An 11,828-nucleotide genomic window follows, 5' to 3' on the forward strand; every position below is an offset into this window, starting at 1 on the left:
ACCCCGATGAAAAGATGGCTTTTCCCCGCCCTGTCGGTGATCGCGTTGCTGGCCCTTGGCGGCTGGGCGCTGTGGCCGCGCGCCGAACTGGTCGATCTGGTCACCATCGCGCGCGGCCCGATGGAAACCACGGTCGAGGCCGAGGGCATGACCCGGGTGCGCGCGCCCTATCTGGTCACGGCCCCGATCACCGGCACCACGGTGCGCAGCCCGGTGGAAGTGGGCGATGCGGTCGTGCGCGGGCAAACCGTGGTGGCCGAAATCCATCCGGCCGAGCCCGCCTTTCTGGATGCCCGCGCCCGCGCGCAGGCCGAGGCCACCGTGACCGAAACCCAGGCTGCGGTGCGCCTGGCCGAGGCCAATATCACCCGCGCCGAGGCCGATCTGGCCTATGCGCGCGGCGAATATCAGCGCAACAGCGAACTGGCCGCGCGCGGCATCGTGCCCTCGCGCACGCTCGAGGCCGCGCTGCAGGCCCGCCAGAGCGCCGAGGCCGCGCTGATCGCCGCACGCTCGGAACTCGACCTGAACCGCGCCACGCTGGCCAAGGCGCAGGCGCAGCTGGTGATCCCGACCGACCCCGGCGCCGATCAGCACGGCGCCAGCTGCTGCGTGGCGATCACCGCGCCCGCCAGCGGCACCATCCTGACGATCGAGGACCGCTCGGCCCGGCTGGTGCAGGCGGGGGCGCCGCTGCTGACCATCGGGGATGTGGAGGATCTGGAAATCGAGGTCGATCTGCTGTCCTCGGATGCGGTCAAGGTGGCGCTTGGCGCGTCGGCCCATATCGAACGCTGGGGCGGCGCGGGCGTTCTGGAAGCGCGCGTGAGCCGGATCGAGCCCGCCGCAGTGACCAAGGTCTCGGCCCTGGGGATCGAGGAACAGCGGGTCAAGCTGCGCCTCGATATCCTGACCCCGGCCGAGGCGCGCGCGGGTCTGGGCGACCGCTTCCGCACCTATGTCCGCATCGTCACCTGGGGCGCAGACGCGGTGCTGCTGGTGCCGCAATCGGCGCTGTTCCGGCAGGGGACAGGCTGGGCCGTCTTTGCCGAACGCGCGGGCCGCGCGGTGCTGGTGCCGGTCGAGATCGGACACAGCAATGCGCAGGTGGCCGAGGTGGTGTCCGGTCTGGCCGAGGGCGAACGGGTCGTGGCCTACCCGGGCAGCCTGATCGCGGATGGCAGCCGCATTGCCGCGCGCCCCTGACAGGCTCAGCGCGCGAAGCTCATCGGCAGGGTGAATGTGTAGTTACGCGCCGTCAGTTCCTTGGGCGCCACCGGAAACCGCCCTGCCGCCCGCACCGCCTGCACTGCTGCCGCGTCGAAGGCCGCCACGCCCGAGCTTTTCACCACCGACACGCCGCGCAGCGCGCCCGCCGATGTCACGGTCAGCTGCACCACGACCCGTCCGCGCGCAGATCCTGCGGCGGGCGGATAGGCCTTGCGCCGCTCGATCCGCGCCCGGATCACCGCGCCCCATTCCGCGCGCAGATCGCGCTCGCGCCCGGGACTGAGCGTCGCTGCCTCGGCGCGCCCGTTGCGCCCCGCCGCAGCCCCCCCCGCCCCCGCGGCCTGTTGCGCCGCCTGCGCCCGCGCCTGCGGCGCCGCGGGTTTCTGGACCGCTTTCGGCTTTTTCGGCGCGGGCGGGGCTTCGGGTTTCGGCGGTTCGGGCTGTTTCGGCGGCTCGGGCGCGGCCTGTGGCATCATCGGGGCATCCGGCAAGGTCGGGGCCTGCGGCAGGCTCAGCGCCGCGGTTTGCGGCGGTGTGTCGGGGGCGATCTCGGGGGTGATCTCGTGCGGCAGATCGGTGATCGGCTCGGGCACCGGATCGGCCGGGGTGTCCGGCGCTTCGGACGTCAGTTCGGGCGGGCGCTCCCAGTCCGCGATCAGCGCCTCCAGCGCACCGTCGGCGCCCGCCAGCGTAATCAGCTCGCTGCCGCCCGCCCCGGCCGCCTCGGCCGATCCGGGTTTGTCGTCCCACAGGGCAAAGGCGCCAAGATGCAGCGCCGCCGCCAGCACCACGAACCCACCGAAGGACAGCCCCCGCCGCATCAGTTCAGCTCCGCCACAAGGGCGACGCGGGCAAAGCCCTGCTCGGCCAGCTGCGCCATCAGCGCCGCAAGATCGGCTGCCTTCGCCCCGGCGTCCGCGCGCAGGCGCAATGTCGGGCAATCGGCGCCACATCCCGCACGCCACGCGCTCAGCGCGGGCCAGACCGCCGCATCGCGCGCGCCCTCGAACCCGAGCGCCCCGTCGGGACCGAGGTAAAGCACCGCGCCCTCGCCCGGCTCGCCCCCGCTTGCGGCCGTGGGCGGGGTCACGGCAAAGGGTTCGGGCGGTGCCAGCGTGGCGGCAATCAGAAAGAAGATCAGCAGCAGAAACACCACGTTGATCATCGGCAACAGGTTTTCAGAGGGCGTCTTGCGGGGCGGTTCGGAAAACTGCATCAGGGCACCACCACCAGCTGCGTGATCCCCGCATCCCGCAGGGTCTGGGTCAGACCGACCAGATCCTGCACCGTGCCGCCCCGCGCACGCAGGATCACCGGATCGCCCGGATCGGCCATCAGCGGGGTCAGATCCGCCACCAGATCGACCTGCGCCACCGCCACCCCGTTCAGCCGCAACCCGCCATCGTCCAGATCAATCAGGCGCGGCGGACCCTGCCACTGCCCGCCCGGCGCCCCGGCCAGGGCCAGATCCTGATCTGCATCATGGCCAAAGCGCGAGGCGAGCATGAAGAACACCAGCAGCAGGAACACCACGTCGATCATCGGAGTGAGCGAGGGGCGCCGGCGCGGCCGCGCCTCGCCGAAGGAAAACATTATTCCGCCGCCGCGCGGGCGGGCGCGGCCTCTGCCGGGGCCCGCTGCGGTGCACGGGCAAAGATCAGCGTGGCCGCGTCTTCCATGTCGTGCCGCAGCCGGTCGACCACAGATTCAAACCAGGTCAGCGCAACCTGCGCGGGGATCGCCACCGCCATGCCCGCGGCCGTGGTCAGCAGCGCCTCCCAGATACCGCCGGCGAGGGTGGCGGGATCGGCGCGCGCGCCTGCCTCTTGCAGCGCCTGAAACGCCGCGATCATGCCGGTCACCGTGCCCAAAAGGCCCAGCAGCGGCCCGATCGCCACCGCCAGTTCCAGCCCGCGCAACCCGGCCCGCGCCCGCGCCAGAAGCCCGCGCGCGACACGGGCGGTTTCGGCCTCGGCCCCGGCGCGGTCCAGCGTGCTGTCCCCAAGCGCCACGATCGCCGCCCGCGCCAACCGCGCGCGCAGCGAATGGCGCCCGTCCAGTTCCGCCAGCGCCGCGGCAGGATCGCCCGCCTGCCAGGCGGTAATCGCGGCCGAGGAATGCGCACCCCCCGACCAGGCGCCCGCGCGCAACAGATCCCACAATTTCCACAAGATCAGCGCCAGCGTCAGCACCGACAGCACGCCGATGGCCCACATCGCCGGACCGCCCAGATCAAGGATGCCGCCCAGGCGACCTGCCAGATCCGTTGCCGCGCCTGTCATGTCCATCCCCCCGCGTGACGCCCCGAGGGGCTGGTGCCGGTGGAGGGACTCGAACCCCCGACCCTCGACTTACAAAATCGCAGCTCTACCAACTGAGCTACACCGGCCTACGGGCTGCAATACAGTCCCGCGCGCGCGGGCGCAAGATTGCCGTTCAGCGCCGCTTTTCCAGATTGGCGCGCGCCAGAACCAGGGTCGCCAGCAGGCCCACCGCCATCACCAACAACGCCGCGGGCGCCGCATCGCCCAGGTTTTCAAGGCTTGCCTTTTCATGCACCCGCGTTGCCAGCGTGTCGTAGTTGAAAGGCCGCAACAGCATCGTGGTGGGCAGCTCTTTCACGCATTCGACGAAGACCAGCAGCAGCGCCGAGCCGACCGACCCGCGCATCAGCGGCAGATAGACCTCGCGCAGCGCCCCCCCCGCCGTCCGCCCGAGCGAGCGCGCCGCCATCGGCAGGCTGGGCGACACACGGCCAAATGCGCTGTCGGCGGCGCCCTGCGCCAGCGCGAAGAACCGCACCACATAGGCCAGAACGATGGCCGTGGCGGTGCCGGTCAGCATCAGCCCGGGGTCATAGCCGGTCAGCGCCCAGATCGCGTCGGCCAGCCGGTGATCCAGCGCGGCCAGCGGAATCAGGATACCCACCGCCAACACCGCGCCCGGCGCCGCATAGCCCAGCGTGGTGAAGGGCAGCACGACGCGCGGCAGCCGCCGCCCCGTCATCCGCACGCCATAGACCATGAACAGCGCCGCCGCGACCGTCACAACCGCCGCGATGCCACCCACGCTGAGCGTATGGAACAGCGCGCGTGCCAGACCCGGGCCGAACCAGGCCTCGGGGTTGGCCAGCGCATAGGTGCAGATCACCGCCACCGGCAGCACGAACCCCATCAGAAACGGGATGGCGCACAGGGTGGTGGCGAACCAGCCCGCCGCGCCGGTCAACTGCGTGCGCAGGATCGGGCGTGGCTGGCGCGCGGATTGGTAATAGCGCGAATTGCGCCGGCTGGTCTTTTCCAGCGCGAACAGCACAAAGATCACACCCAGGATCACCACCGCGATCTGCGCCGCCCCGCCCGCGTTGCCGGCCTCCAGCCAGGTGGTGAAGATCCCGGTGGTCAGGGTCTGCACGCCGAAATAATCGACCACGCCAAAATCGGCCACCGTCTCCATCATCGCGATTGCGGCGCCTGCCACGATCGCCGGGCGTGCCAGCGGCAGGCCGACCCGCCAGAACAGCCCCACCGGCCCCGCCCCAAGGGCGCGGGCGACCTCGTAACTACCGCCCGACTGTTCGCGAAAGGCCGAGCGCGTCAGCAGATAGACATAGGGATAGAAGGCCGAGGCCAGCACCACGACGGCCGCCGTGCGCGAGCGCACCTGCGGAAACCAGTAGTCGCGCGCCGATGCCCAGCCGAAGGCCTCGCGCAGGGCGGTCTGCACCGGGCCGCTGTAATCCAGGAAATCGACCAGCGCATAGGCGCCCACATAGGCCGGAATCGCCATCGGCAGCAGCAACAGCCATTCCAGCCAGCCAGCCCCCGGGAACCGATACATCGAGATCAGCCAGGCTGCCCCCGCGCCCACCGCCGCCGCCAGCACACCCACACCCCCCGCCAGAACCGCGGTATTGGTCATGTAGCGCGGCAGTGTCGTGGCCATCAGATGCGGCCAGATATTCTCGGTCGGGTTCAGCGCGACCCAGATCACCGCGACGATCGGCGCGACGATCAGCAGCGCAATCACTACCGCCCCCGCCGACCACAGCCCCGAACCGGCATGGCGCAAGCCGATGCCCCCTGCCCCCGCCGAACGCCTGCGGGCAGTGCCCATCGGGGCCGGGGTCATTACCTGAGTCTTCTGATCGGTTACCATGCGGTCGGGCTTACACCGAAACGGGTTTGCCTGTCCAGAAAAGCCCCTGTAATCTGCCGGGCGCAAAGCAGGACACAAAAAGATGCAGGTTGTATATCACCTTGGCGCCCATTCGACCGATGAGGAGCGGCTGATCCGCACCCTGGCCGAAAACCGTGCGCAGCTGGCACAGGCGGGGGTGACGGTGCCCGCCGCCAATCGCTATCGCCCGGTCCTGCGCGAAACGCTGATGGCGCTGAAGGGGGGGTCGGCCGATGCCGATACCCAGGCGCGCATTCTGCAGGCCTGCGACGCCGACGAGACGCTGCGGCGGCTGGTGTTCAGCCATGAATTCTTTCTGTGCATCCCGGGCCGCGTGGTGACGGAGGCAGGGTTCTACGCCATGGTGCCCGCCAAGCTCGGGCCGCTGGCGAACCTGTTCCCCGATGCACAAACCGAATTTCACATGGCGCTGATCAATCCCGCCACGCTGTTGCCGGCCCTCAAGGCGCGGCTGCCGAAGATGAGCTACGATGAGATGATGGCAGGCCGCGACCCGCGCGAGTTGCGGTGGGCACCAGTGGTGCGCGCGATGGTCGAGGCTGCGGGCGGCAACCGGCTGGTGCTGTGGTGCAACGAGGATCTGCCGATGCTCTGGCCCGAGGTGCTGCGCAATCTGGCGGGGCTGCCCGCCTCGACGCTGCTGCAAGGCGACGATGCGCTTCTGGCCACGATCATGAGCGAGGAAGGCTTGGCACGGTTGCGCAGCTACCTGCGCAGCCATCCGCCGCAAACCGTGCTGCAACGGCGCAAGATCGTCAGCGCGTTCCTGGACAAGTTCGTCCTGCCCGAGGCCGTCGAGGTCGAGATCCCCCTGCCCGGCTGGACCGACGATCTGGTCGCCGAAATCACCGCCGCCTATGACGCCGACGTGGCCGAGATCGCCGCGATGGACGGGGTCGAGTTTCTGCTGCCCTGACGCCTGCGCACGCCACGCGCCGCATGCAAAAAGGCCCCCGCGGGGGCCTTTGGTGCCTTGGGTCCGCCCGGCTCAGATCATCCCGAGCGCGGCCTTGTAGATGTCGAGGATGGCTTCTTCCTCGGCCAGATCGTTCTTGTCGCGCTTGCGCATCGCGACGATCTTTTTCAGAACCTTGGTGTCATAGCCGCGCGCCTTGGCTTCGGACATGATGTCTTTCTGCTGCTCGGCGATGTCTTTCTTCTCGGCTTCCAGATGTTCGAACTGCTCGATGAACTGGCGCAGTTCGTCGGCGGCAACATTATAGGCGGCATCACTGGGCATCGAAAAACTCCTGTCTGAAGGCCTGCGCTTCGGGTTGGCCCTGACTAGCCCGCCCGCGCCCCCGCTTCAAGAGACTTGGGCGTTGCATTCGGGGGTGCCCGCCGAAGCGGCGCTGCCCCCGGCTGCGTGCCGCAGCCTCGCCCAAGGTATTTCGGGCAAGATGAAAACCACCACCAGCCCTTCCCCCTTGCCAGCCCGCGCCGCGCAGGCTAGGCCCGGGGCGCGACAAACGGAGGGGCGCATGGACTATCTGATCTGGGCCGGGGCCGCGGTTTCGATGGCCGGACTTGCCGGTATCATCTGGTGCATTCTGGCGATCGCCAAGGCCAAACGCGCCGGGCTGGACGACGCCGCACTGCGCGCGCGGCTGCAGCGTGTGGTCACGATCAATCTGGGCGCGCTATTCACCTCGGTCATCGGGCTGATGATGGTGGTGGCGGGGGTGATGCTGGGCTGAGGCCCGCCACCGGGCATCGCGCCTAGCTGTCCAGATCGCCGAATTTCCGCCCGTTGCGGATCAGCACATCCCAAAGCGTGACGGGCGCAGGCGCGCCCTCGGCCGCCAGCGCGCGCAACCGCTTGCGTGTCGCCAGCAACCCGGCGCGATCGGCCTGAAACAGCGGGCCACCATGGGCGCGCGGAAAGCCCAGGACCCGCAACGCCAGCAGATCCAGATCGCCCGCACGATGCGCCTGCCCGCGCTGCAGCGCCTGCGCCCCCTCGCCCGCAAGCTCGGCCAGCACCCGCGCCACGATTTCGCGCGTGCCCAGTCGCTGCGGCGCAATTCCCGCCTCGTCCCGCAGCGCAGCCAGAATTTCGGGCAGGCCCGGCGCCGATTGCGGCGTGGCCCCCGCATAAAGATAAACGCCACGCCCGGCCGCACGCCCGCTCTGCCCCTCGAGTTGCAGGAAGGTGAAAAACGCCCCCGGCGCGCGGCCCGCCGCCGTGATCTGCGCCAGCACCGTGTCGATCCCCAGCCGGTCGGCCTGCACGAAGGGCGGCTCGGCGAACCCATACTCCTGCAGTGCGGCATCGACCGCTTCGGGCGTGGCCCCGGCCAGAACCGCGCGTTCGGCCGCAGCCCAGAACGCCGCCCGCAACCGCGCGCCCAGACCCGGCGCGGCCTGGATCACCAGATCACCAGTGGCGCGCAACAGATCCGCGACCGGGGCCAGAAGCGGCTCGGCCTCGGCGCCGCCCGCGCTCAGGGCGACCAGCCCCGGCAGCCTGTCGACCCGCAGATCCTGCGCCCGCGCCGCAGCAAACCCTGCAAGCGCCAGGGGCAGATCCAACGCCTGAAGCAGGGGCACTTCTTCGGCCCCCGGGGCCGCCAGCACCAGATCGACCCCGCTCAACCCCGCCGGATCAAGGGCCGCGCCCAGCCGGGCCCAATCGGCCTCGCGCTGATCGGGGTCGAGCGTTCCGGCCTGCACCGCCGCCTCTTGCGCATGGGCGATGCGCGAAAATGCAGGCTCCAGCGCCCCGGGATCAGTGGCCCCCATGATGACCGCCCGCCCCTGTTCCAGCAGCGCCAGCGCCAGACGATCCGGTTGGTTCCACAGCGCAATCCTGTGCAGATCCGCGCCCTCTGCGGGCGCAAACCCGCCCCGCGCCGCGGACCGCTCGGCCTGCGCGACGTGATGGAGCGCCTGCGCCAGTTCAGCTGCGCGCAGATCATCGAGCGCCACCGCCTCGAAATCGAGCGCCTCTGACAGCGGCAACAGAAGGGCGGCTTCGACCACTTCGGCCGCGCGCTGCGCGACCGGGGCCATCACGCCGCCCGCAAGCCCCGCACGCGCCGCTGCCAGATCGTCCAGCGCGCGCTGCGGCGCAGCAACAGCGCCGTCGCGCGGGGCAAAGGGCATCTCGCCGCCGCCCTCGGCCACCTGCAGCGCGGCCGATACCGCCGCCGATTCAATCGCCCCTTCGGAGGCCACCGCATCACACAGCCCCAGCCCCATCGCGGCCTGCGCGTCCCAGTCGTGCCCCGAGGTGACATAGCTCAGCGCCTGCGCCGCGCCCGCACGCCGCGCCAGCCGCACCAGACCGCCCCCCGCCGGGATCAGCCCCAACGCATATTCCGGCGCGGCAAAGACCGTGTCGGCCAAGGCCATGCGCAGATCCACGGCCTGCGTCAGCGCCAACGCCCCGCCCGAAATCCGCCCGGACAGCACCGCCACCACCGGCACCGGCGCCCCCGCCAGCCGCCCGGTCAGGGACGCCAGCCGCGCGGCCCCCGGCCCGTCGTAATCGCGGGCCGGATCGGCAGCCACCGGCCATCCCCCGGGACCCGCGCGCAGCACCATTGCGCGCAATCCTTCGTCTTTCAGGCACAGATCCAGCGCACCGTTCAGGCTGGCACAGAGATCGGCGTCAAACCCCGGGTCCTGCGCACCACCGGCCCCGGGCAGCGTGACCAGGGCCACGCCTTCGCGCCGTTGCAGCTTCACCCGTCGTGCCATTGCCTGCCCTGCTTTCCACCCTCCGGGCCATCATGCCCGCGTCTGGCCGAGTTTACGGCGAAAGCGGGCCGAGGCAACGCTGATTTCGCATCATTCCAGGGACTTGCCTGCCGATGCGGGTTCAGTGCCCGGCGGCGTGGTCACGACAGAACGGTGTCGCGGGGATCAGATCGAGCCGCTCTTCCGAGATCTGCGCCCCGCAGGTGACGCAATATCCATACTCGCCTTCGTCGATCCGAGTGAGCGCCGCCTCGATCATGCGCAACTCCTGACGGGCGGACAGACGCAGATCGTCCAGCACCTCGTCGCCCTCGCGCTCGGTCGCCATCTCTTCCCAATCCTTGGAGTCATGGCCCTCGAATTCGGTCTCGATCTGATCGAGCCGCGCACTCAGCTGGGCCTGACGGGCCTCCAGTTCGGCTTTGCGGGTGTCGAGCGTTTTCATGGCGTCCTCCTCCTGTTCGACCCATCTAAGACCGCGCAGCCAGGCCGGGCCTTGACGCAGGTCAAACGGCTTGCGTGCCGTGTCGAGCGATCCTAGCATAGGTGCAGGGAGAATAAGGAATTTATCATGCATCAAGACTGGATCTGGGGCCTCGTCGGGGGCCTGATGATCGGCGCGGGTGCGGCAGTCTATCTGCTGCTGAACGGCCGGATCATGGGTGCCAGCGGCATTCTGGGCGGGCTGATCGACGGCAGCGGGCGCGACACCACGCCCGAGCGGTTCGCCTTTCTGGCCGGGCTGATCGTGGTGCCGCCGTTGCTGGTGCCGCTTTACAAGGTGGTCGACACCCATGTCAGCAGCAATATCGGCGTGCTGATCCTGGCCGGGCTGCTGGTGGGCATCGGCACGCGGCTGGCCAATGGCTGCACCTCGGGGCACGGGGTCTGCGGCATCTCGCGGCTGTCGCTGCGCGGGATCGTGGCGACGGTGTTCTACCTGCTGGGCGGGGGGCTGGCGCTGGTGATCGCGCGGCATGGGCTGGGGCTGATCTGATGCGCAATTTCACCGCATTTCTGGCTGGGGGGCTGTTCGGCGCGGGGCTTCTGGTGGCGGGCATGGTCGACACCGCCAAGGTGCAGGGCTGGCTTGACGTGTTCGGCGACTGGGACCCGACACTGGCCTTTGTGATGGGCGGCGCGGTGCTGCCGATGATGGGGGTCTGGCGGATCGCGGCGCGGCGCAAGACCAGCTATCTGGGCCTGCCGATGCCGGGCGATTTTCCGCAGCTGGTCGACCGCAATCTGGTGCTGGGATCGCTGCTGTTCGGGGCGGGCTGGGGGCTGGCCGGGCTGTGCCCGGGTCCGGCGCTTGGCGCGCTGGCCTTCGGCGGCTGGCAATTCGCGCTGTTCGTGCTGGCGATGGGCGCGGGAATGGCACTGACGCCCGCCTTGCGGGGCCTGTTGCAACGCCTCGATCCGCCGCCCACCGGGCAGGACGACGCCTGAGCCAGAACCGCAAGGCCTATAGTCCGCTGCCAATCTTGACCGGTGGCAGATCGCCCGTGTCCTCGGTGGCGCCGAACCCGTCAAGCGCCATTCCAATGGGCGGAAAATCCGCATCCTCGCCCGCCTCTCCGGCAGGGGGGTCATAAAGGGACGAGCCCGGGTCACCCAGGGTCGACAGGGCCAGCGTGTCCTGCGGTTTGCCCGCAAAGGGACTGGCGCCAGCCTCGAAGGCGGGCGCGGGGTCTGTTTTCGCGGGCTTCGCCTTGGCGGTGCTGACATCGGCCATCGTGCCCTGCGCCAGATCCTCTTCGGCGATCACCCGCACGGCACGCATCCCGCGGCTTTGGCCCAGCCGCCCAAGCGACAGACGCCGCCGCCCCGCACCTTCCAGCCGCAGATGTTCCAGCGCGTCGGAGGGCAGCGGAATATCCACGCCGGGCCGCAGCGCCATCACCGCCGACAGCGGCAGCGAGACGCGGTACAAGACCGCCTCGATCACCGCCTGCGTACCCATCACCGTGCCTTGCATCTGCTTGCCCCAGGCGGCCTCTTGCGCAGCGCGTTCAGCCGCCGCCGAGGCGATCCCTTCGGCCGTTGCGGCAAGCGCGGTCTGGCCCGGGTTGCGACGCAACTGCGCGCCGCGCCCGTTGGCGGGCACAACCCACAGCAACCCGCCCTGCCGCATGCCACCCGCCCCCAGTTCCAGCTGCAGCGACCAGACCCGATAGCCGATGTCTTCAAGCAACAGGCCCAGCGGCCGCGGATCATCCAGATAAGAGGCATAGCGAAAGCCGCCCGCCCAGATCACCGCCTCGGTTTCGGCCAGGAAATCGCCGATCTGAACCAGCACCGCGTCGATGAAATCCGCCGCCATCGAGGCGTCGATCCGCGTTGCGCGGCGCGGCGCGGGGGCGGATTTCGCGAGTTGCCCCATGGTCTGCATCTCGATCAGCGCCGACAGCGTGGCGGGCGGCAGCACCATTAGCCCCAGGGCCTCGCCCGGGCCTTCGATCATCGCCAAAAGCGACAGATCCTCCAACGCCTCGGGCAGGTCGGCCAGCGACATCCGGCTTTCGCGCGCCGCGGTGACCTGCAGCGGCAGCCCGAAACTGTCCTGCGCGACCTTGGCCAGCGCCTGGGTGATCGCGCGATCGGGCGTCATGGGGGCGCTGTCCGCGACGGGTTTGCCCGCCTCGGCCTTTCTGCGCAACACCGACTGAATCCGTTCGTCTGCCATGCCGTCCATT

Annotated in this window: 14 protein-coding genes and 1 tRNA gene; 5 read left to right on the forward strand and 10 right to left on the reverse strand. The window is 69.8% G+C overall.

Annotated elements, in window-relative coordinates:
• Positions 1–6: 6 nt before the first annotated feature.
• Positions 7–1,206 carry an HlyD family efflux transporter periplasmic adaptor subunit gene (locus P2G62_RS00970; protein WP_275732978.1) on the forward strand — a complete coding sequence of 400 codons (1,200 nt, stop codon included), beginning with the start codon at positions 7–9 and terminating at the stop codon, positions 1,204–1,206.
• Between the two features lie 5 nt (positions 1,207–1,211).
• On the opposite strand, the gene P2G62_RS00975 is transcribed toward P2G62_RS00970, so the two are convergent.
• From P2G62_RS00975 to P2G62_RS01000, 6 genes are all read right to left on the reverse strand, one after another.
• Entirely contained in the window at positions 1,212–2,051 is an 840-nt protein-coding gene (locus tag P2G62_RS00975; RefSeq protein ID WP_275732979.1) for a TonB family protein, read from the reverse strand.
• Positions 2,051–2,446 carry a biopolymer transporter ExbD gene (locus tag P2G62_RS00980; protein WP_275732980.1) on the reverse strand — a complete coding sequence of 132 codons (396 nt, stop codon included), beginning with the start codon at positions 2,444–2,446 and terminating at the stop codon, positions 2,051–2,053. The genes P2G62_RS00975 and P2G62_RS00980 overlap by 1 nt, the downstream gene beginning before the upstream one ends.
• Positions 2,446–2,823: a biopolymer transporter ExbD gene (locus tag P2G62_RS00985; protein ID WP_275732981.1), complete on the reverse strand. Its 378-nt coding sequence runs from the start codon at positions 2,821–2,823 to the stop codon at positions 2,446–2,448. The genes P2G62_RS00980 and P2G62_RS00985 overlap by 1 nt, the downstream gene beginning before the upstream one ends.
• The gene (locus P2G62_RS00990) at positions 2,823–3,512 is read right to left on the reverse strand and encodes a MotA/TolQ/ExbB proton channel family protein (RefSeq protein ID WP_275732982.1); all 690 of its coding nucleotides are present in this window, start codon (positions 3,510–3,512) and stop codon (positions 2,823–2,825) included. The genes P2G62_RS00985 and P2G62_RS00990 overlap by 1 nt, the downstream gene beginning before the upstream one ends.
• A 31-nt stretch (positions 3,513–3,543) precedes the next feature.
• A tRNA-Thr gene (locus P2G62_RS00995) sits at positions 3,544–3,619 on the reverse strand.
• A gap of 47 nt (positions 3,620–3,666) precedes the next feature.
• Complete coding sequence (locus P2G62_RS01000; protein ID WP_275732983.1) at positions 3,667–5,361, reverse strand: iron ABC transporter permease; 1,695 nt, start codon at positions 5,359–5,361, stop codon at positions 3,667–3,669.
• A gap of 109 nt (positions 5,362–5,470) precedes the next feature.
• Here P2G62_RS01000 and P2G62_RS01005 point away from each other — a divergent pair, with 109 nt between their 5' ends.
• Positions 5,471–6,346 carry a hypothetical protein gene (locus P2G62_RS01005; protein ID WP_275732984.1) on the forward strand — a complete coding sequence of 292 codons (876 nt, stop codon included), beginning with the start codon at positions 5,471–5,473 and terminating at the stop codon, positions 6,344–6,346.
• A gap of 72 nt (positions 6,347–6,418) precedes the next feature.
• Here P2G62_RS01005 and P2G62_RS01010 read toward each other — a convergent pair whose 3' ends face one another.
• Positions 6,419–6,670, reverse strand: coding sequence for a DUF2312 domain-containing protein (locus P2G62_RS01010; RefSeq protein WP_275732985.1), 252 nt, complete (start codon positions 6,668–6,670; stop codon positions 6,419–6,421).
• Positions 6,671–6,911: 241 nt separating this feature from the next.
• Between P2G62_RS01010 and P2G62_RS01015 the strand changes: the two genes are divergently transcribed.
• On the forward strand, positions 6,912–7,127 hold the full coding sequence (locus P2G62_RS01015; RefSeq protein ID WP_275732986.1) for a hypothetical protein: 216 nt from the start codon (positions 6,912–6,914) through the stop codon (positions 7,125–7,127).
• 22 nt (positions 7,128–7,149) lie between these two features.
• On the opposite strand, the gene P2G62_RS01020 is transcribed toward P2G62_RS01015, so the two are convergent.
• Together P2G62_RS01020 and P2G62_RS01025 are read right to left on the reverse strand one after the other, a co-directional pair.
• Positions 7,150–9,132, reverse strand: a complete 1,983-nt coding sequence (locus P2G62_RS01020; RefSeq protein WP_275732987.1) for an enoyl-CoA hydratase/isomerase family protein — start codon at positions 9,130–9,132, stop codon at positions 7,150–7,152.
• 121 nt (positions 9,133–9,253) lie between these two features.
• Positions 9,254–9,577, reverse strand: a complete 324-nt coding sequence (locus P2G62_RS01025; protein WP_275732988.1) for a TraR/DksA family transcriptional regulator — start codon at positions 9,575–9,577, stop codon at positions 9,254–9,256.
• Positions 9,578–9,703: 126 nt separating this feature from the next.
• On the opposite strand from P2G62_RS01025, the gene P2G62_RS01030 reads away from it, so the two are divergent.
• On the forward strand, positions 9,704–10,129 hold the full coding sequence (locus tag P2G62_RS01030) for a YeeE/YedE thiosulfate transporter family protein (RefSeq protein WP_275732989.1): 426 nt from the start codon (positions 9,704–9,706) through the stop codon (positions 10,127–10,129).
• A complete protein-coding gene (locus tag P2G62_RS01035; RefSeq protein ID WP_275732990.1) occupies positions 10,129–10,581 on the forward strand; it encodes a DUF6691 family protein in 453 nt (150 codons plus the stop codon). The genes P2G62_RS01030 and P2G62_RS01035 overlap by 1 nt, the downstream gene beginning before the upstream one ends.
• Positions 10,582–10,597: 16 nt before the next feature.
• On the opposite strand, the gene P2G62_RS01040 is transcribed toward P2G62_RS01035, so the two are convergent.
• A complete protein-coding gene (locus P2G62_RS01040; RefSeq protein ID WP_275732991.1) occupies positions 10,598–11,827 on the reverse strand; it encodes a FliM/FliN family flagellar motor C-terminal domain-containing protein in 1,230 nt (409 codons plus the stop codon).
• Position 11,828: the final 1 nt, after the last annotated feature.

This window comes from Paenirhodobacter sp. CAU 1674, from assembly GCF_029222945.1.
Taxonomy (GTDB): Bacteria; Pseudomonadota; Alphaproteobacteria; order Rhodobacterales; family Rhodobacteraceae; genus Rhodobacter.